At 30.5% G+C, this 23,614-nt stretch carries 23 protein-coding genes; 11 read left to right on the top strand and 12 right to left on the bottom strand.

Annotation, left to right across the window (positions count from 1 at the left end; all coding sequences use genetic code 11):
* Positions 1–59 precede the first annotated feature (59 nt).
* Together CLV86_RS07780 and CLV86_RS07775 are read right to left on the bottom strand one after the other, a co-directional pair.
* Positions 60–3,044: an amidohydrolase family protein gene (locus tag CLV86_RS07780; RefSeq protein ID WP_121051391.1), complete on the bottom strand. Its 2,985-nt coding sequence runs from the start codon at positions 3,042–3,044 to the stop codon at positions 60–62.
* A gap of 71 nt (positions 3,045–3,115) precedes the next feature.
* The gene (locus CLV86_RS07775; protein ID WP_121051389.1) at positions 3,116–4,183 is read right to left on the bottom strand and encodes a DUF3810 domain-containing protein; all 1,068 of its coding nucleotides are present in this window, start codon (positions 4,181–4,183) and stop codon (positions 3,116–3,118) included.
* 96 nt (positions 4,184–4,279) lie between these two features.
* Here CLV86_RS07775 and CLV86_RS07770 point away from each other — a divergent pair, with 96 nt between their 5' ends.
* Entirely contained in the window at positions 4,280–5,740 is a 1,461-nt protein-coding gene (locus tag CLV86_RS07770; protein ID WP_121051387.1) for an aminoacyl-histidine dipeptidase, read from the top strand.
* Between the two features lie 145 nt (positions 5,741–5,885).
* Here CLV86_RS07770 and CLV86_RS07765 read toward each other — a convergent pair whose 3' ends face one another.
* The 3 genes from CLV86_RS07765 to CLV86_RS07755 are packed head-to-tail and all read right to left on the bottom strand — an operon-like array spanning position 5,886 to position 8,665.
* A complete protein-coding gene (locus CLV86_RS07765; protein WP_076733708.1) occupies positions 5,886–7,079 on the bottom strand; it encodes a peptidylprolyl isomerase in 1,194 nt (397 codons plus the stop codon).
* Between the two features lie 31 nt (positions 7,080–7,110).
* Positions 7,111–7,653: a gliding motility-associated peptidyl-prolyl isomerase GldI gene (gene gldI / locus CLV86_RS07760; protein ID WP_121051383.1), complete on the bottom strand. Its 543-nt coding sequence runs from the start codon at positions 7,651–7,653 to the stop codon at positions 7,111–7,113.
* On the bottom strand, positions 7,646–8,665 hold the full coding sequence (locus CLV86_RS07755; RefSeq protein ID WP_121051381.1) for a DHH family phosphoesterase: 1,020 nt from the start codon (positions 8,663–8,665) through the stop codon (positions 7,646–7,648). Before CLV86_RS07755 ends, gldI begins: the two co-directional genes overlap by 8 nt.
* A 90-nt stretch (positions 8,666–8,755) precedes the next feature.
* Between CLV86_RS07755 and CLV86_RS07750 the strand changes: the two genes are divergently transcribed.
* Positions 8,756–9,175, top strand: a complete 420-nt coding sequence (locus CLV86_RS07750) for a nucleoside-diphosphate kinase (protein WP_076733705.1) — start codon at positions 8,756–8,758, stop codon at positions 9,173–9,175.
* A 101-nt stretch (positions 9,176–9,276) separates the two neighbouring features.
* Positions 9,277–11,841, top strand: coding sequence for a M4 family metallopeptidase (locus tag CLV86_RS07745; protein WP_121051379.1), 2,565 nt, complete (start codon positions 9,277–9,279; stop codon positions 11,839–11,841).
* A gap of 141 nt (positions 11,842–11,982) precedes the next feature.
* On the opposite strand, the gene CLV86_RS07740 is transcribed toward CLV86_RS07745, so the two are convergent.
* The 4 genes from CLV86_RS07740 to recF all read right to left on the bottom strand — a co-directional run bounded on the left by CLV86_RS07740 (position 11,983) and on the right by recF (position 14,142).
* The gene (locus tag CLV86_RS07740; RefSeq protein ID WP_013870486.1) at positions 11,983–12,174 is read right to left on the bottom strand and encodes a cold-shock protein; all 192 of its coding nucleotides are present in this window, start codon (positions 12,172–12,174) and stop codon (positions 11,983–11,985) included.
* A gap of 109 nt (positions 12,175–12,283) precedes the next feature.
* Positions 12,284–12,580 carry a DciA family protein gene (locus tag CLV86_RS07735; RefSeq protein WP_076733703.1) on the bottom strand — a complete coding sequence of 99 codons (297 nt, stop codon included), beginning with the start codon at positions 12,578–12,580 and terminating at the stop codon, positions 12,284–12,286.
* A gap of 29 nt (positions 12,581–12,609) precedes the next feature.
* Entirely contained in the window at positions 12,610–13,029 is a 420-nt protein-coding gene (locus CLV86_RS07730; RefSeq protein ID WP_121051377.1) for a hypothetical protein, read from the bottom strand.
* Between the two features lie 33 nt (positions 13,030–13,062).
* Positions 13,063–14,142 carry a DNA replication/repair protein RecF gene (gene recF, locus CLV86_RS07725; RefSeq protein ID WP_076733701.1) on the bottom strand — a complete coding sequence of 360 codons (1,080 nt, stop codon included), beginning with the start codon at positions 14,140–14,142 and terminating at the stop codon, positions 13,063–13,065.
* A gap of 126 nt (positions 14,143–14,268) precedes the next feature.
* Here recF and CLV86_RS07720 point away from each other — a divergent pair, with 126 nt between their 5' ends.
* From CLV86_RS07720 to CLV86_RS07685, 8 genes are all read left to right on the top strand, one after another.
* On the top strand, positions 14,269–15,048 hold the full coding sequence (locus CLV86_RS07720; protein ID WP_076733700.1) for a tetratricopeptide repeat protein: 780 nt from the start codon (positions 14,269–14,271) through the stop codon (positions 15,046–15,048).
* Between the two features lie 2 nt (positions 15,049–15,050).
* Positions 15,051–15,533, top strand: coding sequence for a 6,7-dimethyl-8-ribityllumazine synthase (gene ribH / locus CLV86_RS07715; protein WP_076733699.1), 483 nt, complete (start codon positions 15,051–15,053; stop codon positions 15,531–15,533).
* 203 nt (positions 15,534–15,736) lie between these two features.
* Entirely contained in the window at positions 15,737–15,961 is a 225-nt protein-coding gene (locus tag CLV86_RS07710) for a hypothetical protein (protein WP_076733698.1), read from the top strand.
* Between the two features lie 5 nt (positions 15,962–15,966).
* Positions 15,967–16,242: a riboflavin synthase subunit beta gene (locus CLV86_RS07705; protein WP_121051375.1), complete on the top strand. Its 276-nt coding sequence runs from the start codon at positions 15,967–15,969 to the stop codon at positions 16,240–16,242.
* 7 nt (positions 16,243–16,249) lie between these two features.
* Positions 16,250–18,097, top strand: coding sequence for a DNA mismatch repair endonuclease MutL (gene mutL / locus CLV86_RS07700; protein ID WP_121051373.1), 1,848 nt, complete (start codon positions 16,250–16,252; stop codon positions 18,095–18,097).
* A gap of 36 nt (positions 18,098–18,133) precedes the next feature.
* Positions 18,134–18,880, top strand: a complete 747-nt coding sequence (locus CLV86_RS07695) for a rhomboid family intramembrane serine protease (protein ID WP_121051371.1) — start codon at positions 18,134–18,136, stop codon at positions 18,878–18,880.
* Between the two features lie 5 nt (positions 18,881–18,885).
* A complete protein-coding gene (locus CLV86_RS07690; protein WP_121051369.1) occupies positions 18,886–19,746 on the top strand; it encodes a rhomboid family intramembrane serine protease in 861 nt (286 codons plus the stop codon).
* A 4-nt stretch (positions 19,747–19,750) separates the two neighbouring features.
* The gene (locus CLV86_RS07685; RefSeq protein WP_121051368.1) at positions 19,751–20,770 is read left to right on the top strand and encodes an endonuclease/exonuclease/phosphatase family protein; all 1,020 of its coding nucleotides are present in this window, start codon (positions 19,751–19,753) and stop codon (positions 20,768–20,770) included.
* A gap of 27 nt (positions 20,771–20,797) precedes the next feature.
* Here the strand turns inward: CLV86_RS07685 and CLV86_RS07680 are convergent, their stop codons facing one another.
* From CLV86_RS07680 to lepB, 3 genes are all read right to left on the bottom strand, one after another.
* Complete coding sequence (locus CLV86_RS07680) at positions 20,798–21,106, bottom strand: DUF6122 family protein (RefSeq protein WP_076733692.1); 309 nt, start codon at positions 21,104–21,106, stop codon at positions 20,798–20,800.
* Positions 21,106–21,723, bottom strand: coding sequence for a WbqC family protein (locus CLV86_RS07675; RefSeq protein ID WP_121051366.1), 618 nt, complete (start codon positions 21,721–21,723; stop codon positions 21,106–21,108). The genes CLV86_RS07680 and CLV86_RS07675 overlap by 1 nt, the downstream gene beginning before the upstream one ends.
* Before the next feature lie 102 nt (positions 21,724–21,825).
* Positions 21,826–23,553: a signal peptidase I gene (gene lepB, locus CLV86_RS07670; protein WP_121051364.1), complete on the bottom strand. Its 1,728-nt coding sequence runs from the start codon at positions 23,551–23,553 to the stop codon at positions 21,826–21,828.
* Between the last annotated feature and the right edge of the window lie 61 nt (positions 23,554–23,614).

The following is a 23,614-nucleotide window of genomic DNA, read 5'->3' as shown; positions in this document are numbered from 1 at the left end:
AAATATGATTTTATAATTTTAATTAATCCAATTGTAAGAGTAAGTATAATTATGAAATACTAGAAGTTAGTATCACAATGAAAATGCTCTTTTTCTTTTTTCTCAATTGGTTTAGTTTTTAAGCCTTTGTTTTTAGCTTGCAACATTAAATTTGTTAGTTCATTTTTTTCTTTTTTGATAGCTTCTCGTAATTGTTTATCTCTATCAATATCAAAATATGTAACACCTTCAATAATTGTTTTTTCTGCTTTGGCATAAATTGAAAGCGGATGATCGCTCCATAACACGACATCGGCATCTTTTCCAACTTTAATACTACCAACACGGTCGTCTATATGTAATAGTTTTGCTGGATTTAAGGTTACAAATTTCCAAGCGTCTTCTTCACTAATATCTCCATATTTAACAGATTTTGCTGCTTCTTGATTTAAGCGTCTAGACATTTCTCCGTCATCACTATTAATAGCTACAGTAACGCCTGCATTATGCATTATTGCAGCATTAGTTGGTATGGCATCGTTAACTTCATATTTATATGCCCACCAATCGCTAAAAGTAGAGCCACCTACTCCATGTGCTTTCATTTTATCGGCTACTTTATAGCCTTCCAAAATGTGTGTAAATGTATTGATGTTAAAGTTAAATTTTTCGGCAACTTTCATTAGCATATTAATTTCACTTTGTACATAAGAGTGGCAGCTAATAAAGCGTTCTTTATTTAAAATTTCGGCGATAACTTCCATTTCTACGTCCTTTCGGTATGGTTGTCCGCTTTTCTTTTTAGCATCGTATTCTTTTGCGCGCTGAAAGTAATCTGTATATACTTGTTCAACACCCATTCTTGTTTGTGGAAAACGCACGGTATTATTACTTCCCCAATTACTTTGTTTTACATTTTCTCCTAAAGCAAATTTTATAAACTTTGGTGAGTTTTTGTAAATAAGATTATTAGCTGTTTCTCCCCATTTCATTTTAATAATAGCAGAACGACCACCAATAGGATTTGCCGATCCATGTAGCACCTGTGCAGAGGTTACGCCACCGGAAAGATTATAGTAGATATTAATGTCTTCTGGATTTATAACATCTTCTTGTGTTACTTCGGCGGTAGAATTGTGTCCGGCTTCGTTAACAGATGAAGTGGCAATATGTGTATGTTCGTCTATAATTCCGGCTGTTAAATGTTTGCCTTTGCCGTCTATTATTTTTGCATTAGATATATTTAAGTTTTGTCCTATTTTGGAAATTTTTCCATCTTTAATTAGCACATCGGTATTTTTAAGAATTCCTTCTTCTTCATTAGTCCAAACAGTAACATTTTTAAATAAAAGTGTTTCTTGTTTTGGTAAATTTTCAAAACCATAAGCCATATTTGGATAGGTTACTGGATAAAACTTATCGACTTTTGGCTCATTATCATTTTTATCATCTTCTTTTTCTTTTTTGTCTTGAGATTTAGAATCTGTTTTTTTTGTAGCTACAAAAACGGTGTCATTTCCGTTTGGAAAAATAGCTTTACCATTTAAGACAGATGTATCTTTAATATTTGCAACTAAACGAATAAATTCTTGCTTTGTAGTGTCTGTTGTCGAGAAAGTTAAGTTTAACCAGTCGTCGTTAAAACTAATTTTAGACCCTAATTTTTTATCATTAGTTTTAACTTCAGATTTTAGTTTTTCAAGTTCACCTTTAATTGTTAATTCGTAATCTGTGTTTTTTAAATTAAAAGTATACTTACCTCTAATATCTTTAGTATCTATTGTTTTTAATTCGTTTTTAACACCAGTTACCCAATTTTGATAAATAGTTGTTTTCTTATCAAAAATATCTCCAGAAGTTACAAGGAAGTTTGCATAAGCACCTGTTTTTAAAGTTCCTATTTCATTACTTTTTCCAATAATTTTAGCAGGAATTGTGGTTAAAGCAGCTAATGCTTTTTCTTTAGATAAGCCAGCTTCAATTGCTTTTAAAAGATTAGGCATAAACTCCTTTGCTTCTTTTAATTTATAGGTTGATAATGCAAACGGTACATTATTATCTGCTAAAATTTTTAGATTATATGGTTTTTGGTTCCACTCACGCAAATCTGATAATTCTACAGACTGTGCTAAAAATGGATTTTCCATATCATAAGCATCTGGAAAATTAATGGGTAATATAAAAGTTCCATTTGTAGCTTTTATTTCTTTTACATATTCATATTCATCGCCACCACCAACAAAAACATATTGTGTATTAAATTGATCTCCAATATTATCTAAGCGTAAAGCGTTCATTTTACTCCCAGCTTCAATAATTTGTACTTGATTTTTATTTCTATTAAAAGCTTCTAAAGTTCTATCTGTTTCTTTTGCGGCTCCTGTGTCGTACCATTTTGCATCCATATATACTTGACGTAGCAGTGCAAAAGCGCCCATAATAGAAGTAGGATAAGCTTGTTTAGATGTTTTACTTTTTTGGGTGCCTAAATATTGTGCAGACTGTTCTTTAAGAATTCTATTTGCATTTGTACCATTAGAGTTTAATGCAATTAAAGTTCCTGTTCCGCGAATAATACCATCATCTATATGCGTATTTACAACACCAAAACCAGCTTGTAATAACTTTTTAGCTTCTGCAGTATCGTACTTAAATAAATCTATAGCATTTTGTTCTGCTCTAATATGGTCATTCCAGTAATATCCTTCTCGAGTTGCATCATACTGTGGACGACGAGAATTATTATCTGGTCCTTTAGGTTTTTCTACGCCAAAAGTAGAATATAAGTCTATAAAAGATGGATAGATACTTTTACCAGACAAATCTGTAATTACTGCATTTTTAGGAATTGAAACACCGTTGCCAACAGAAACTATTTTACCGTCTTTAATTACTAAAGTTCCCTTCTCGATTACTTGAGTAGGAGAAACATAGATTTTGGCGTTAGTTAATACCGTGTAGTTTGTGTTTAACGTTTTAACACCGTCATTTTTTGGAATGTTTTCTTGTGCAGAAAGACTTAAAAAACACACCGTAAAAATAAATAATAGATAATTTTTAATCATGATTAAATATAAAAAGAAAATTAAGTTTTAAAGATAGTACATTACAATGGCTTTATTGTAAACTGTAAATGTTAAAGTGTTTTGTTTTGTAGGTAATTTACTAGCAAAGCAACAACGTAACTATAACTTTTCATACCTCCTTTTTGGTTGTTTGCTACTAAAAAAGTATTGTAAGTATTTTGAAATAAAGGTTCTATTGGGTTTTTATGGCCGTCCCAAAATTCCCGAACTTCTTGATAGTTTTTCAAAATTCCTGGGTTTATAGTTTTTACAAGGGTTTCATATTGCTCTGGACTTCTTCTATAAATTTCATGAAGGCAATGGCGTAAACCAAATGTAAAACCAGAATATTTAAAATAAACATCTTTATTGTGTGTAGCAGCTAAAAAGCCTATAAAATTGGCTTCGTTTTCTGCAGCATAACCTAATTGGTGTGCCACTTCGTGAGATGCAGTTGTTGGTATTTTAAAAACAGGAATGTAACTATTTACTTGAGCCTCGTTGGTTAACGGATTTAAATAACCACTAAAACCCATATAAGTTAACGGCATACTTAATAAAGATTTTTTTATGCTTTCTCCATTATATTCTAAATGTGGAAATGTTTTTTGTAATGCAGAATAACCTTGAGGAACAAGTTCTATAACTTTAGATTTAGAATAAGGAAACTCAATTTTAATTGTATCGTTTTTTGCAATTTCTAAATGAATAGAATTAGATTTATGTATTAAATTTTTAGTGACATTAATAAGTTCTTCTGTAGTATAATCTGCTTTTAAATTTAGATTTTTATGTAATGGTAATCGATAATAATTTATAGCCCAAAATAAATGAAACGCAATGTATATTATGGATAAAGCCGCAAACACGTCTATAATCCAGTTTTTTACATCTTTATACATTCTTTTTCTATTAATTATAAGCCATCTTATAATATAAATAATAGCAAAGACATATATAAAGTCTCCAAAAGAGAATGGTAACCAACCTAAAGTGTATCTAAACAGTTTTGAAACTATTGGATATAAAGCTTTACTATAATAAGTTTCTACAAACTCTGGAAATTGCGAGAGTAATTTTATAATTAAAAAAGCAGGGATTATAGAAACTGCAATTAGAATTTTTTTGTTTTTCAGCATACTTCAAAAATAGTTAATTTTCTGTTAGACTTATTAGGTTTTTATATCGCAACAAGTCTTTTTTGTACTTTAGCAACTCATAAAAATAATTATAAAATGAATACTGAAATAAGAGCCTTAGAACCAAAACAATTATGGAATAAATTTGCCGATTTAAATGCAGTGCCAAGACCTTCTAAAAAGGAAGAGCGTGTAATTGCATTTATGAAAGATTTTGGTAAAAAACTAGGTCTAGAAACGATTGAAGATGAAGTAGGAAATGTTATTATTAAAAAACCTGCAACAAAAGGTATGGAAGATCGCGTAACTGTGGTTATGCAATCTCATTTAGATATGGTACACCAAAAAAATGCAGATACAGAATTCGATTTTAACACTCAAGGTATCGAAATGTACGTAGATGGCGATTGGGTTCGAGCAAAAGGTACCACATTAGGTGCAGATAATGGATTAGGTGTAGCCACTATTATGGCTATTTTAGAAAGTAAAGATATTGCACACCCAGCAATTGAAGCGCTTTTTACTATAGATGAAGAAACAGGAATGACTGGTGCTATGGGTTTAAAAGGTGGATTATTAACTGGAGGCATATTACTAAATTTAGACACAGAAGAAGATGATGAAATAGGAGTAGGTTGTGCAGGTGGAATAGATGTAACAGCAACAAGAACTTATGAAGAAGAAGAAACACCTGAGTTTAAAATTGGTTACCAAATTACAGTTAAAGGTTTGCAAGGTGGTCATTCTGGAATGCAAATACACGAAGGTTTAGGTAATGCTAATAAAATTATGAACCGTTTATTATTTGATGGTTTTGAAAACTTTGGTTTACGTATTTCTGAAATTGATGGAGGTAGCTTACGTAACGCAATACCAAGAGAAAGTAAAGCAATAGTAGCTATAGATGCTATGCATGAAGAAGCGTTTAATACTGAAATGCAACAACTAGCAAACACTATTAAAACCGAATTAAAAACTATGGAGCCTGATTTAGAAGTTGTTGTTTCTAAAATAGATACTCCAGAAAAAATAATGGATTTAGGCGTTCAAGAAGGTTTAACGCGTGCCATTTATGCGGCATTAAATGGTGTATATCGCATGAGTGCAGATATTAAAGACTTAGTAGAAACCTCTAACAATGTTGCACGCGTTATTGTAAAAGATGGTGCCATTAAAATTGGTTGCTTAACTCGCTCCTCGGTGGAAAGTTCTAAATTTGATTTAGCCAATACATTACGAGCAACTTTTGAGTTAACAGGTTGTGAGGTTGAATTATCTGGTGATTATCCGGGTTGGACACCAAATATGGATTCGTCTATTTTAAAAGTTTTAGATAGCTTATATGAAAAGATGAATGGAGAAAAAGCTCATGTTGCTGCTTGTCACGCTGGTTTAGAATGTGGTATTCTTGGTCAAAACTATCCGGATATGGAAATGATTAGTTTTGGACCAAACATTAAAGGTGCTCACAGTCCAGATGAGAGAGCTCAAATTTCTTCAGCACAAAAATATTGGAAGTTTGTTTTAGAAATTTTAAAAGAGATTCCTAAAAAGTAATAAGTTCTTTTTGTAAAAGAATTTATATAAAAAAGTAAAAAGCACAATTTTAAGTTGTGCTTTTTTGTTTAATTATATTATTGCAAATAAAAAGCCTTTTAAAATTAATTAAAAGGCTTTTTTGTATTGGGTATAACAGTAGTTGTTATTTAATACCTTCTATTTCAATATCAAAATATAAATCGGTATTTGGTGCTACTCTTGGCGCACGACCTGCAGCTCCATAACCTAAATAACTAGGAACGTAAACTCTAGCTTTATCTCCAACATTCATTTTTAACATTGCTTCTCTAAATCCAGAAACCAAAGTTGCAGACTCATTGTAAACTGAAGGAAAAGGCTTGTAAGCTCCTCCTTTGTCTTGTTGCTCATTATATTGGTTCATTTCTTTAGCAACTTCTGCATAGGTTGTGTAAAGTAAGTTGCCATTCATAAAGTAAGCAGAGCAATTTACTAATACCGTATCCGAGCTTTTTGGTTTAGCTCCGTTAGGTGCTTTGTCTAAAATCATAACCATTCCTGTTGGCGATTCGAAAACTTCACCTTTCATGTCTGCATTTGCTTTTATAAAATCTTGAGCGGCAACTTTAGATTTTTCTTTAGCCTCTTCTTCTTGCTTTTTAAGAGTTTCTTCAATACGTTTTGGTAAAAGCGGTTCTTTTTCTGTAAATACTTTTGCAGCATCAAATGCTTTTGCATCTGCACCTTTTCTAATAATTTTTAAAGAATTAATTACCACATCTGTTGTAGGTGTTGTGTTTCTACTTCCAGATACTGGTACATTAGAAATAGAGTCTTGTACTTCAAGTCCTTTTACTAATTCTCCAAAAACCGCATGACAACTAACACCACGTGCGCTACAATCTTTTAAACTGCCATCTTCACCAAAAGCATTTCCTCTTACATATGGTACTTCAGTTATAAAAAATTGAGAGCCGTTAGTATTTAAACCGCCAGAATTAGCCATAGATAAAATACCAGGCTTATCGTGTTTTAAATCTTTATCAAATTCACTGTAAAATTTATAGCCAGCACTACCCATTCCTGTTCCGGTTGGGTCTCCACTTTGAATCATAAAATTATTCATAACTCTATGGAAAATGATACCATCGTAAAATGGTTTTCCTTTTAAAGAATCTTCTAATTTAGGGTGTGTTCCTTCAGCTAAACCAACAAAATTTGCAACCGTTACTGGTACTTTTTTGTAAAATAATTTAGCAACCATTGTACCTTTTGTAGTGTTAATTTCTGCATACAATCCATCTTCTAAATCTGGATATTGATCTTGGCAAGAGAATGCACTCATACTTACCAATAAGGCGATAATAAAAAGTTTCATAGTGTGTTTAATGTTATTCATCTTTTAATAATTATTTTTTTGTTGTGATTGAATTTATTGTGACTTTACTAATTAATGGTGTGTTTCTACCAATTTTGTTTTCATCTCCATAATAGCCATAAGCTTTTTGTGAAGGAAATATAAAAGTAAATGTTTCTCCAGCTTTCATTAACTTTAGGCCTTCTCTTAAGCCTGTAAAAAGTTCCTCTTTATCCATAGCATAATTTCTATTTTTTAATTCTGAAGCAGTATAAATAGTTTGACCATTTAATGCCGAAAGATTAAAATCGAAATTTACAATATCTCCAAATTTAGGAGGCATTGAGTTTGTAGTGTCTACTACAGAATCCTTAGATACCCAAAAACCATATTCTGAAGCTTTAAATTGCATGCTATCATGAGCTTTAATATAATTTTGGATAGCTTTTTCTTCAGCTTTTAAAAGTTTTTTGTTTCGTATCGCAGATTCTTTAATAAAAGAGCCTGTTTTTACAGTTTCTGGCTTTCTGGCTTCTGGTGATTTACAAGCAAATAAGCTTATAAAAATAAAGCATGTAAGCAAAAGTTTATTCATTATTTAGAGCTTTACTATAAGCAGGTAATATACTAATAAATTTTTCAACAGTAGATTCTAAAGAGGTGTCGCTTTTTCCACCAGCAGCATTAGTATGTCCTCCTCCTTCAAAGTGTGCACGAGACATTTCGTTTACAGAAAAATCGCCTTTAGATCTTAAAGATATTTTAATAATGCCTTGATTTTTGTCTTCAATAAAAATAGCAGCTAATACGGTTTTGTTTAAAGATAAAGCATAATTTACAAATCCTTCGGTGTCTCCTTTTTTATAATCTAAGTCACGAAGCTCTTGTTGAGAAAGTGTAATGTAAGCAGTTCTATACTCTGGTAGAACTTTTAAATTACTTAGAGCACGACCTAGTAGTTGTAAACGATTATAGCTATTAGTATCGTAAACGTTGTTATGTATTAGTGTATTATCGGCACCTTTATCTATTAAATTAGCAATAATTCTATGTGTAGTACTGGTTGTAGAGCGAAATCTAAACGAACCAGTATCTGTCATAATACCAACATAAAGGCAAGTTGCTATATTATTATTTAACTTATCTAAAGCATTTAATTTATCTATAAAGTGATATACCATCTCGCAAGTAGAACTCATAGATACATCGCTAAACATATATTTAGCATAATCGTCTGGTTGTTGATGGTGATCTATCATTATTTTTAAACCTTTACTATTAGCTAAGAGCGCTTCCATGTTTCCAGTTCTATGAAAAGCATTAAAATCTAAAGTAAAAATTATGTCTGCTTCATTTATAAAAGCTTCTGTTTTTTCTTTTTCGGTTTCATGAATTTCTATAGTCTCTACTTTTGGTAGCCATTTTAAAAAATCTGGAAAATCATTTGGAGCAATAACTTTTGCATTATGGTTTAATTGTAACAAATATTGTAAAAGCCCTAAAGTAGAGCCAATAGCATCTCCATCTGGGTTTTTATGAGGTATAATTGCAATTTTTTTTGGAGTAGCAAGAAGCGTTTTTATCTCCAGAATATCTTGTGTAGTCATAGGTCGCGAATATACAATATTTTAGTATGGATTACTCTTGTTTTTTTGAAGAAATACACTACTTTTGCACCAAATTTATAAAAAAATATTATGGCAACAAATAGAACATTTACAATGCTTAAGCCTGATTCTGTTGAAAAAGGAAACATTGGTGCAATCTTAGAAAAAATTAATGCTTCTGGTTTTAGAATCGTAGCAATGAAATTAACACAAATGACAACAGCAGATGCTGAAGCATTTTACGCAATACATAACGAAAGACCTTTCTTTGGTGAGTTAGTAGAGTACATGACTCGTGGACCTATTGTAGCTGCAATCTTAGAGAAGGATAATGCTGTTGAAGATTTTAGAACTTTAATTGGTGCTACTAATCCTGCAGATGCTGCAGAAGGAACTATACGTAAGTTATATGCTGCTTCTATTGGTGAGAATGCCGTACATGGTAGTGATAGTGACGAAAATGCTGCAATTGAAGGAGCTTTTCACTTTTCAGGAAGAGAAATGTTCTAAGCATTTAACCGATAAAAACAAACACTTAAGCCTAATTTTAACACGTTAGGCTTTTTTTGTACCTAATAATCAAGTACTTTAGCGTGATTTAAAAAAAAACTATGAGATTATTAAAAACTACGCTTATCCTTAGTTTAATGTTTACCTTTTTTTCTCAAGCGCAAAATCGAGAAAAAGCAATTGAAAACTTTAAACAAAAAACAAATGCTTTAATTACAATTAATAAGCATTCTAATGTTCCAGATTTTATTAGATTTTCGAATACGAGTCCTTATAAAATAACAGGAAGTTCTCTTTCTGAAAAAGCATTTAATTTCTTAAATGAAAATAAAGATATTTTTAGTGTAAATGATGTAAAAAGTGACTTTAAATTAGAGTCTTCAGAAATTGATAATATTGGTTTAAAACGAGTAATTTTAAATCAATATTATAATAATATACCAGTTTACGATGGAAAATTATTATTTCATTTTAATACAGAAAAAAATATAACAGCCATAAACGGTAATTATATTACAGGCATTAAACTAGATGCTACACCAACATTATCAAAAACTGAAGCAAATGCATTAGCTATTGAAGCAATAATTAATCAAGAGATTAATTTTTCTGGAGAAACATTATTAGTACATGATAGTAAATTATATGTATTTCAAAAAGGATTAGCACAAGGTTATAAAGGTGCAAATTATTTGGTTTACGAGGTAGAGGTAAGAAATAATGCAGATGTTAGAGAGTATGTTTTTGTAAATGCACATACAGGGACAATTGTGGAGCAGTTTACAGGTATTGCTCATGCATTAGACCGTGTGGTTTATGAAAATAATTTGAGTACAGTAGCATGGCAAGAAGGTGATGCTTTACCTGGTAGTTTAACAATTTGGCAACGTAATGAGGTGGAAGCTTCAGGGCATATTTATAACTTTTTTGAAAATGCTTTTAATTATACTTCTTATGATGATGCAGATGCGCAAATGGTAACAATTAATAACAATCCAAATATTAATTGTCCTAATGCAAACTGGAATGGTACAACAGCTAATTATTGTGATGGAACAGCATCTGATGATGCTGTTGCTCATGAATGGGGACACGCATATACAGAATATACAAGTGGTTTAATTTACCAGTGGCAATCTGGAGCAATAAATGAATCTTATTCTGATATTTGGGGAGAAACTGTAGATTTATTAAATAATTATGAAGATGCAGATGAGAGTTTAGCTTTAAGAATAACTTGTAACAATAGTGATCGTTGGAAAGTAACAGAAGACGCAACTGCTTTTGGAGGCGCAATACGAGATATGTGGAATCCAAATTGTAATGGTCATCCTGGCAAAGTTACCGATGCTCAATATTGGTGTAATACTACAGATTCTGGAGGAGTACACATAAATTCTGGTGTACCAAACCATGCTTATGCTTTATTAGTAGATGGCGGTACATATAATGGACAAGTAATTGGAAGTATTGGTTTTACTAAGGCAGCACATATTTTTTGGAGAGCGCAAAGTCAATATCTTACAGCTACAAGTGATTTTTTAGATTTAGCTAATGCCTTAGAGGCTTCTGCAAACGATTTAATTGGTGTTAATTTAGAAGGTTTATCTACAACTTCAACTCCAGCAGGTCCTTCGGGAGAAATTATAACAGCTTTAGATGTACAACAGGTTACTAATGCTGTACTTGCTGTAGAGTTACGTATTGAGCCAACACAATGTGGATTTACTTCTATTTTAGGAGATACACCACCAATTTGCGATACCGGATTAAATAATCCAATCTTTTTTGAAGATTGGGAAACAGGAATGGATGGCTGGAGTGTTTCTCAAGTAACAGTATCACCAACTTGGACGTCAAGAGATTGGCAATTAGAAACATCTTTACCAAGCGGTAGAGCAGGAACAGGTATTTATGCTGTAAATGCACCAATAGGCGAAGTGTATGGAGGTGATTGTCAAACCGATTTTCAAAATGGAAGTATGCAGTTAGAAAGTCCAATAATTACAATGCCTGATGTTACAACAGGTGTTTTTGAAATGGCTTTTAATCATAATGTTGCAACAGAACTTAATTGGGATGGTGCAAATATTAAATATAGTTTAGATGGCGGTGCTTGGACACTTGTTCCATCTGCAGCTTTTTTAACCAATGCTTATAATGGAGCTATTAATGGAGGTCAAAACGATAATCCTATGAGTGGTGAAGATGCTTTTACAGGTTCTGATGAAGGATCAAACAAAGGAAGTTGGGGAAGTAGTAGTATAGATTTATCTTCTTTGGGTGTTACAGCAAATAGTACAATACAGTTTAGATTTGATTTGGGTTCTGATGGTTGTAATGGATTAATTGGTTGGTATTTAGATGAGGTTACAGTTTATAATTGTACTTACTCTCTTTCTACTAAAGATTTTGATGCTATAAATAATTTTGTAAAAGTATTCCCAAATCCATCAAATGGAATCTTTAATTTACAGAAAATAGGACAGCTAAATTTAGAAAAAGCAGAAATTTACGATATAAATGGACGTTTTATTCAATCTGTAGATTTATCAAACATGAATGATGTTAAGGCAATAGATTTATCTAATGTAGCTTCTGGATTATATTTTATGACTGTAAGTTCTAAAGAAGCTAAAACGGTTATTAAATTAATGAAACAATAGGTAATAAAAAGATATAAAAAAAGCGCAACCAATGGTTGCGCTTTTTTTTATTACAAATACGTAATTAGGTAATTGCTTTAAAATAGAAAAGCCCACTAAAAGTGGGCTTTTCCTGTAATAAGGTAAATTGAATATATATAATTATATAACTTTTACGTTTACTGCGTTCATACCTTTACGACCTTCTTGAAGATCGAATTCTACTGCATCTCCTTCACGAACTTCGTCGATTAATCCAGAAATGTGTACGAAATGGTCTTTGTCTGATCCTTCTTCAGTTATAAAACCGAAACCTTTAGAATCATTGAAAAATTTTACTGTGCCTTGAGCCATTTTAAAAAAAATTTAATTTATAATAAGTAACAAAGATACTATTTTAAATTTAACAATCTATTTTTATTTTATTAAGTAACAATTAATTAACCTTAAGCCTAAAATAATATTAGCGTAGCACTATTTTTTTTATAATATCTTTACCAAGTTCTTCATTTAAAAGTTTAATTATTTTATCTTTTCCATAGCTTAATTCTTCACGTAAAGCACTAGAACTTAGTTGTACATAAAGTGTTTCGTTTTTTAAGTCAACAGTTGTGGTGTAATTATTTACTCCATTTCCCATTAATTTTACCCAAGCATCACGAACATTTACTTTATTTAAACCTTTTTCTAATTTGTTACTTTCAACAAAGTCTTTAAGTGCATCTTGAATGTTTAATATACTATTGTTTCTTTTTGCCATGTTAATTTTCCACTGTTGTGGTAATTATTTTATTGGTTAATATTTATTGGAGTAAAGCGTTTGTATAAATACACATCATTTCTTTGATTAACAATTTTTAACTTATTATCGTTTGCCATTAAAATTGTTTCTTTCCAATTTGCGTATTTAGTTGAATAATATAAATTTAAACTGTCGTTTTCTATTTTTATTTGAAGTGTTTCGGCATCTTTTGATGTTTCATATTTACCATCAAAACGTGGTTTCATTTTTTTTCTAAATCCTTTTAAACTATCGTTTACCGATATATAATCTACAGTTTGGTTAATCTTGTACTCTTTTTTGTCACCGTTAGATAATGTTACGCTTTCAATTTCCCAATAACCATCAATATATTGTACTAAGTTTTCTGGGTTTTTAGAGCAGCTAAAAACAGTTGTAAGTAATATAATAAATAGAATTTTCTTCATTTTTAATTGTAATATATTATTATGTTTTTTTATCTACAATTTAAATATTTCATAAGATTGGTGTACTTGTTTTACTGCGTTTTCAGTACGTTCAGCATGTGTGTCGCTAATAAAAAGTTGCCCAAAATTTTCATCATCTACTAATTTAATTAATTGTGTAACGCGTTGTTCATCTAACTTATCAAAAATATCATCTAATAACAAAATTGGATTAACACCACTTTGTTGCTTTATAAAATCGAATTGTGCTAGTTTTAAGGCAATTAAAAAAGACTTTTGTTGTCCTTGACTACCAAATTTTTTAATAGGATGGTTATCTATATTAAAGATTAAATCATCTTTATGTATGCCTACACTAGTGTATTGTATGGCTTTGTCCTTATTTATAACCTGCATAAGCAAAGTATTTAAATCTGTATCAAATAAATCGCTTTTGTAAACTAAATTTACAATTTCATTACCATTACTAATTGCTTGGTATCTTGCTTTAAAAATTGGAATAAAGGTTTTTAAAAAAGCGTTTCTTTTGTTAAAAACTTTGGTTCCGTAATCTGTTAATTGATTATTGTAAACTTCTAAAGTGTCTTTATTAAAAGTATTGTTTAAGGCAAAATATTTTAATAAACTATTACGTTGAGCAAGTATTTTATTGTATTTAATTAAATCGTCTAAATACAATTTATCGCTTTGCGAGATAACACTATCTATAAATTTTCTTCTAGTATCGCTACCTTCGGTAATTAAATCTCTATCTGCAGGCGAAATTATTACTAAAGGTAAAAAGCCAATATGGTCACTAAATTTGGTATAACTCTTTCCGTTTCTTTTTATAACTTTTTTTTGGCCGCGTTTTAAACTAACTACAATTTTTTCTAATTTACTCTCTTTGTCATATTCTCCATTAACAACAAAAAACTCTTGATCATGTTTTATGTTTTGTGAAGCTACAGGATTAAAGTAACTTTTACCAAATGAAAGATGGTAGATAGCATCTAAAATATTTGTTTTTCCTACACCGTTATTGCCTACAAGACAATTAATTGTGTCGTTAAATATTAGAGATTTACTCTCGAAATTTTTATAATTTACTAAAGAAAGCGACTTTAAAATCATATACTAATTATACAAATCTAGTAGTTGTTATTTTTACAAATAGATGCGACTTGCAAAATAACAAATAAATAAGCTTTTATATATGAAGAAAAATTTTATTTTTGCGACGCATAAATAAAACTATACATGGCAACTTATAAGAAAAGAGGTTATAAACCAAAAACAGAAAAAGAACAGGAAGTTATTGAGGAGAACTTAGGAGAAAACTCAACAACTGCAGAAGTATTTGATGCCTTAGACGAATCGGCTTCTAAAACAGAAGACTTTGTTGCTGCTAACCAAAAATATATCTTTATAATTATTGGAGTAGTTGCTGCTTTAGTTTTAGGGTATTTAGGATACAAGAAATTAGTTCAAGAACCTGCAAATGCAGAAGGGATGAATGAAATGTACTACGCGCAAAAACAATTTAACGAAGCTGTAAGTGGTGTATCTAGCGACTCACTATACAATGTAGCACTTAATGGTAGCGATGGTAAATATGGTATGTTAGATATTATAAAAGAATATAGTGGTACACCTGCTGCTAATTTAGCAAATTATTATGCTGGAATGGCTTACTTAAACTTAAAAGACTATAAAAATGCTATTACGCATTTAGATAAATTTGAAAGTGAAGATGAAGCTGCAGGACCAATGGCAAAAGGATCTATAGGAGATGCTTTTATTCAATTAGAAGATCCAGAAAATGCTTTAGACTATTACTTGCAAGCTGCAAAAATGAGAAATAATGAATTAACTGCTCCTACATACTATTACAAGGCTGGAGTTACTGCCTTAAATTTAGGAAGAGCGTCTGAAGCTTTAGGTTATTTTAATACAATTAAAGAAACTTATCCTAATGCACCAGAAGCAACATCTGTAGATGTATTTATAGGAAAAGCAGAAGCAATGACGAATAAATAAGCATGGCAACAATAAATAATAATTTATCGGAATACGATAAAGCATCAATCCCAAACGCGAAAGACTTTCGGTTTGGGATTGTTGTTTCAGAATGGAATGATAATATAACCGAAGGACTTTATAAAGGCGCTTACGAGACTTTAGTAGAGCATAATGTTTTACCAGAGAATATTACGCGTTGGGATGTTCCGGGAAGTTTTGAACTTATTTACGGTTGCAAGAAAATGCAACAAAAAAATGTAGATGCTGTAATAGCTATTGGTAGTGTAATTCAAGGTGAAACTAAACATTTCGATTTTGTATGCGAAGGTGTTTCACAAGGAATAAAAGACCTAAATGTTTTACATGATATACCTGTAATATTTTGTGTTTTAACAGATAATACCGAGCAACAAGGTATAGAGCGTTCTGGAGGAATACATGGTAATAAAGGTACCGAAGCTGCTGTAGCTGCTATTAAAATGGCTGTTTTAAATAAGAAATAGATATCTCTCTGGCTGTTTACATCTTCAGTTTTTACTTTTTTTAATGCTTAATTTAATTTAAAGTATAAGTCTTTAAAGTTCAGTCTTACACATTTTCTTTTTTTACAAGAAGTATATCTGTTAACAATTTTAGCTTTTCATTATATAAATTCTTTTGTATTTTCAGTACTTTTGAGTGTATCTCAATAGTATAAAATAGTATAGTGTTTAATAATAGAAAAAATAAAACGTTTAATTATAATCCTAGATTTCATAAAGATGAAGTTAAGGATGTTGACTTAGCAGAAAAAACTAAAACAGAGGTTGGTTCGCAATGGAAGCGTACCCGAAAAACCGGAGCCGGAAAGCGTAAAATAGGTTTACCTGGTTTACTTCTATTGTTAGGCATTATTATTGCAATAATGTTCTATCTGGAATCAAAACTATAATTACTATGGCATTTATTAAACTAAAACAAAATAAGAAGTATAATTATAAACCTCGTTTTTATAAAGGAGAAGGAAGCCCGTATGCTATGAAAGGTAAATTTGATGCAGAGCGTACTACACTTGAAGCTTCTGGTGGTTTAAAGTCTAGATTTGTTAAAGCTGTAGACGAGTATAGGAATTCTCCAGACAAAGCAGTTAACAGACGCGTTTATATAATTGTAGCTATTTTAGTGCTACTTTTTCTTTTTATAATAGATTTTGACCTCACTATATTTTTTTAAGTCGTAAATGGCAGATATTATTCAATTATTACCAGATCATGTTGCAAACCAAATAGCTGCAGGAGAAGTTGTACAACGTCCAGCCTCTGTAGTTAAAGAGTTACTAGAAAATGCAATAGATGCTGGTGCAACTACTATAAAACTTGTAATAAAAGATGCAGGTAAAACACTTGTTCAGGTTATAGACAATGGCAAAGGCATGAGTGTTACCGATGCAAGGTTAAGTTTTGAACGTCATGCGACATCAAAAATTAAAACTGCAGACGATTTATTTCAGTTAAACACTAAGGGATTTAGAGGAGAGGCGCTAGCTAGTATTGCTGCAATTGCCCATGTAGAGCTAAAAACAAAGCAAGAGCATGAAGATGTAGGTACGTGTATAGAAATAGAAGGTAGTAAAGTAAATAAGCAAGAGGTTGTGGTTACTCCAAAAGGAACATCAATTTCTGTAAAAAACCTTTTTTATAATATTCCTGCAAGACGTAATTTTTTAAAATCGAACACTGTAGAAACAAGACATATTATAGATGAGTTTCATCGTGTTGCTTTAGCACATTCTAATATTAGTTTTGTTATGTTTCATAACGGAAGTGAAACATTTAATCTGCCAGAAAGTAATTATAGACAACGTATTGTAAATATTTTTGGAACAAAAACTAATGAAAAGTTAGTGCCTGTTGATGAAGATACCGAAGTATTAAAAATTTCAGGTTTTGTAGGTAAACCCGAGTTTGCAAAAAAAACCAGAGGAGAGCAATTCTTTTTTGTAAATAATAGATTTATAAAAAGTGCCTATCTTAATCATGCTATAGGTTCGGCTTTTGAAGGCTTACTTAAAGATGGCGCTCACGCTAGTTATTTTTTAAATTTAACGGTAAATCCACAAACTATAGATATAAATATTCATCCTACTAAAACTGAAATTAAGTTTGACGATGAACACACACTATATGCTATTTTACGATCTGCGGTAAAGCATAGTTTAGGACAATTTAATATAGCACCAGTTCTAGATTTTGATCGTGATGCTAATTTAGATACACCATATAGCTACCAACAAAAAGGAACACCTTCTGTAGAGGTAGATAGAAGTTTTAACCCTTTTAAAGAAGAAAAACAATCTATTGGTGCAGTAAGTACTTCTTACAAAAAAGCGCCAGCTTCAAATTGGGAAAGTTTATACGTAGGTTTAGAGTCTAAAGGCACGCAAACACAACAAGATTTTAGTGAAGTTCATTTTGAAAGTAGTAGTAAAAATGAATCTATTTTTGAGAATGAAAATCAAGTAGAACAAAAGCAAACCACTTATCAATTTCATAATAAGTACATTGTTAGTACTATTAAGTCTGGTATGTTATTAATAGATCAGCATCGAGCACATCAACGTGTATTGTATGAGGATTTTTTAAAAAATATGACTGTTAAAGAAGCGATGAGTCAACAATTATTGTTTCCATTACAACTTCATTTTTCTCCTTCAGAAATCGAAATTATTAATCAATTAAAAACAGATTTAGAACATACAGGTTTTATATTTCAAACTATAAAAGGAGAATTATTAGAAATTGCTGGAGTTCCAGTAAGTGTTCCAGAGAGTGAAGTTTCTATAATATTAGAGCAATTAATAAGTGACGTGGAAAATGAAGTGCCAGATAGTAACTTTAGTGCCACCGATTTATTAGCTAAATCTTTGTCTAAAAGTTTAGCAATAAAAGCAGGACAAAGTTTAACACTTATAGAACAAGAGCATTTAGTAAATTCATTATTTGCTTGTAAGGAGCCAAATGTATCTCCAACTAATAGAACAACTTTTGTTACGATGACTGTAGATGAGTTAGATAAAAAGTTTATATAAAATTATTAGTATTTCTAAATTTTAGAAAGAAAAAATATGAATAGAATAACCGAAACAGTAAAGCATTTATTAATAATAAACGTAATTATGTTTGTAGCAACACTAGTAATTGGTGAAGCTCGAATGTTCGATTTATTTGCTTTGCATTATCCAGAAAATGGCATTTTTAAGCCTTGGCAAATAGTAACACACATGTTTATGCATGGCGGTTTTACGCATATATTATTCAACATGTTTGCGCTTTGGATGTTTGGTACTGCAGTAGAGCAACGTTTAGGTAGTAAAAAGTTTTTAATATTATATTTTGCTGCTGGTTTAGGAGCTGTTTTATTTCAACTCGGATTTTATTATTTTGAGTATTCTCAAATTGTACCAGAATTGCAAGCTTCAGGTGTATCTTCAGAAGCTTTAATGGATATTTTTAGAACAGGAAAATGGAATTTTCCCACTACCGCTTTGCAGGTGGAACAAATTAATGATGCATTTCAAGTGTATAATGCTACAATGGTAGGTGCTTCGGGCTGTATTATGGGCGTTTTAGTAGCTTTCGGAATATTAAATCCTAATGCAGAGTTAATGTTAATTTTCTTACCAATACCTATTAAAGCTAAATACTTTATACCTTTATTAGTGGGTTATGATATTGTATCTGGTTTTTTAGGAAGTCCTTCAGTTTTTGGAATGAATATAGCACATTGGGCTCATGTTGGAGGAGCAGTTGTGGGATTAATAGTTATGCAATTTTTAAAAAAGAATACCTTTAATAAGTATAGAATAGATTAATTGTTATGAGCAATTTAGACCAGTTAAAATATAAGTTTAAAAACCTTAATGTACTTGAAAAAATAATAGCTATAAATGTTATTATTTTTTTAATTGTTATAGTATTAAAACCAGTTATTTCGGGTGTTTTGTCTTATTTAGAATTGCCTCCAAGTTTTAACGAGGCTATACTTCAACCTTGGTCTATAATTACATATTCCTTTTTGCATTATAAATTATTACATCTCGTATTTAATATGATTTGGTTGTATTTTATAGGTAGATTATTTCTTAATCTGTTTAGTGCAAAAATGGCATTAAATCTTTATTTTTTAGGCAGTATTGCTGGAGCTTTAATGTTTTTATTATGCTATAATATTTTTCCAGAATATTTTGCAAATAAATATTTTCCATTAATTGGAGCAAGTGCAGCCGTAAGAGCAATCTTTATATTTTTATGTGCATATATGCCTAATACCGAAGTACGTTTAATTACATGGAACGTTAAAATTTGGTACATAGGAGCAGTATTAATACTATTCGATTTTATAGGGCTTTCAGGAGCAAATGCAGGAGGTAGTTTAGCTCATTTAGGTGGAGCTCTTTTAGGTTTTGTTTATGCAAAACAATTAGTAAAAGGTAACGATATAGGTAAAGGTTTTGAACGATTATTAGATAGTATTACTAATTGGTTTAAAACTAATAAAAAAGGAAATCTTAAAACGGTTTATAAAGATAAAACTAAGGTTGGCGGTTATACTAAAGGAGAATTTAGCGAGTTTAATAACCAAAAAAAAATAGATATTATTTTAGATAAAATAAGTAAAAGTGGTTACGAAAGTTTAACTGCTGCAGAAAAAGAATTTTTATTTAAAGCCGGCAAATAAAATTATGCGAAAATTAAAGTTTTTCGAAAAAGTAATGTTTTTAGCTAACTCTGTAGTAGCTTTTATTTTGCTGATGTCTTATATAGTGCCATTACTTTCTCCAAAAACTTTTGCAGCAATTTCTGTTTTAGGCTTAGGTGTGCCAATTTTAATACTATTAAACGTTTTGTTTTTTGTGTATTGGTTAGTAAAAATAAAAAAGCAGTTGTTACTATCCTTATTCGTTTTAACTATTGGTTATTTTATTTTTGGCTCGTTATATAAGTTTTCAGAATCTAAAACAGTTGTAGATAAAAACAATATTTCTGTAATGAATTACAATGTGAGATTATTTAATCTCTACAAATGGATTCCTAATGAAGATGTAGAAGAAAATATAGTTAGCTTTATTAAACAAGAAGCGCCAGATGTATTAGCTTTACAGGAATATCACCCAAGAGAAAGTACAAAGCTCTCTTTCTACAAGTATAAGTATGAAAAACTGCTTGGAAAAAATAAAAAATACGGACAAGCCATTTTCTCAAATTATCCAATTGTAAATTCTGGATCCATAGAGTTTCCTAATACGTTTAACAATGCTATTTATATTGATATTGTAAAATCTAAAGACACTATAAGAATTTATAATATTCATTTACAATCACTACGTATTGATCCAAAATTAGAAACTTTAACAACTAAAGAGTCTGAGAAATTATTTAATGGAATTGGCAATACATTTAAAGTACAAGAGTTACAAGCAGAATTATTTTTAAAGCACAAAAGCAATTCAAAATATAAGTCTATTATTTGTGGCGATTTTAATAACACTGCCTTTTCTTATGTTTATAAACAAGTTAAAGAAGAGTTTAAAGATACTTTTAAAGAGGCAGGAAATGGTTTTGGTAGAACTTATAATTTTAAGTTTTTTCCAATGCGAATAGATTTTATTTTTACAGATCCTTCTTTTAAAATTAATGCATTTAAAACTTACGATGTTGAATATTCAGATCACTATCCAATAATGACAAAAGTGAGTCTTTAGTATAAAAAATAATTGCTGCAATATGTTTTACATCATCCAGCAGTCTACACTATCTGCAATAATATGAATACATAATCCAATACCAATCCATCTTGTTTTTTTAGGGAATACTAAAAATAAATATATTGGTATTAAATAGATGCTATGTAAAGGGTGAAAATTAATACTACATCTATTAGCTTCAAAAATAGGAGTTGCAAGCAAATGATCTAGATCAATTAGCATTCCTAGTATCATTATTAAATATGCTTTTTTCCATTGAGATTTAAAGCATAGTAAAGCTATAATTAAAGGTAAAATAAAATGAATACCATAATGTACAATAGATTGTATCATTAAAATATATTTTGGGCAGTTAAATAACTTATAGTATTTGGTCCTTCATTAAAAAGTAAATCTAAAATGCTTAAATTATTAATATAACCATGTTTTGTATCGAATACTTGTGTGTAAGGTTCTAATGGTAAAATGGTTTCTTTTTTAGCATTTACCAAGTTTCTTAAGTCTTTTAAATTTGTTGGGTTTTTTTCAAAAACTTCAGTTTTAGAAATATTAGTTTCTAACTGAAGACATTCGCAAATGGTTTCAAAACATTTTAAATTAAAATCTAAAATAGAGTTGAAAGTTTCAGTAAATAATGGCTGTAATTCGTCTATATAAAACTCGTAAAATGGAGAAGTTCTATAAGCAGATTCTAAAGATTTAAAGTGGTTGTCTTGCCAATTATAGTTATTAGCAATTGTAACTTCGCTATATTTTTGCCTGTTTTTTTGACTAAAGTTAACAGGAACGCTTAGTTGTAATTTTCCATTAGCAGCATAAATATAGCAACGGTTTCTATAGGTTTGCTTTTGGTAGTTGTCTTGAGTTTCCATTACAATATTTTCAGCTTTAGCAACAGCTACAAAAGTTGCTATGCTAGGAAAATAGGTTGGATGGAGTAGGACATTCATTTTGTTTATGCGTTATTTTTTTTCTTACAATATCTTTAGTAATATTAGAGTTAATAGAAACTTTAATCAAATTTATAAACTAACAACACATTTATGTATAAACTATAGTTTAGCTTTTTTACGTTTTCTAAATCTATTAAAAGCAATTAAACCAGCAATTAAAACTAAAACAGGTATTAAAAACGATGTTGCTTTTCCTGTACCATGAACTGTTGTAAATAGTCTATCCCAGCGTATTTTTTTCTTTATAGTATCAAAACTCATCCATACTAAAACAGGTTTCCCAACAACATGATCGAAAGGTACAAATCCCCAATACCTAGAATCGATTGAGTTTTGTCTATTGTCTCCCATCATCCAGTAGTAGTCTTGTTTAAAAGTATAACTTTTAGCAACCTCACCATTGATTAAAATTTGGTTTCCGCGAGAAGTTATATTGTTTCCTTCGTATTCACCAATTACACGTTTGTATAACGGTAAATTTTGTATAGTTAAATCTAAAGACTCTCCTTTTTTAGGGATGTATATTGGTCCAAAATTATCGGCTGTGAATGGAAATTCCGAATCTTGCGGAAACAATCTACTGTCTGGAGTTTTAGAGTTTACTTTTTCTACAGAAATTACATTTGGGTCTTTAGCTACTTTTTCGGCAAGTTCTTGTGTCATGTTGCCAATGTAATTTGTATTAGCTACAGTCATGTTCAAGCGATTGAAAAAGCGCTGATTAAGCCTTCCAGAAACTTCAGTTTTTAAAGAGTCTCTTTTAATTATATTTAGATTTATATCTTGGCTAGCATTTATAAAGTCTTTAATTTTAGGATCGTCTAAATACTTGTTTTCAATATAATAAGTTTCACTTCCACTGCTTTCTGTAATTTCATATTTATTAAAGAGTTGTCTAATATCTCCTTTTGTTTTTACAGTATAAAAGAATTGTAGTCGTGCTCTATCTGGTAGTACATTTTTTTCGCCATTTATATATACAATACCTTCTCTAAGCTCTAAAGTGTCTCCAGGAATACCTACGCAGCGTTTTACTAAATTAGTTTTCTTGTCTATAGGTTTATAGTAATTTCTATCTGGTGTAAACACATTCATATCCAGCAAAGTATCTGCAGGTTGGTTAAACACAACAATTTCATTTCTTGTTATATTTTGAAAACCAGGCAGTCGCATATAAGGTAGTTGTAACTTATTTTTCCAAGAGGTGTTACGTTCTTCATATTTATCGCTAAATAAGTACGATTTCATTTTTGTTTTAGGAATAGAATCGTGTACCATTGGTAATGCTACCGTAGTCATAGGTACTCTTGCTCCATAATGAAATTTACTAACGAATAGAAAGTCTCCTACAAGTAATGTTTTTTCTAGTGAAGATGATGGAATAACAAAAGGTTGTATAAAATAAGTATGTACAATTGTTGCTGCAACAATAGCAAATAATATAGAACTTATCCAATCTCCAGCACTACTTCCTGCTAGTAAACTTCTGTTTTCTATATAATTAACATCTGCAACATAGTTTAAATAAAAATTATAAAAGCCCAAAGATACAATAGCAAGAAAGGTGTCTAGTCTTGAGTTTTTTCCAAAGCTTCTAGCGGTTTCTACCCAAACAACTGGAAACATGATAAGGTTTACAATAGGTAAGAAAAGCAATATTGTCCACCACCAAGGTCTATTAATTATTTTCATTAAAATAACAGCGTTATAAATAGGTACAAACGCTTCCCAAGCTTGTCTTCCTGCTTTAATATATAACTTCCAGGTAGCTAAGCCGTGTATAACTTGAATAATTAAGAAGAATATAATCCATTGTGTTCCGTCCATAATCTATATTTTGTACTAATATTTAATAGTTTTATTAGTGTTTTTGCTATTGCAAATGTTA

The sequence above is a fragment of the Lacinutrix venerupis genome (assembly GCF_003663945.1).
Lineage (GTDB): Bacteria > Bacteroidota > Bacteroidia > Flavobacteriales > Flavobacteriaceae > Lacinutrix > Lacinutrix venerupis.
This window is presented reverse-complemented; position numbering and strand designations above follow the sequence as displayed.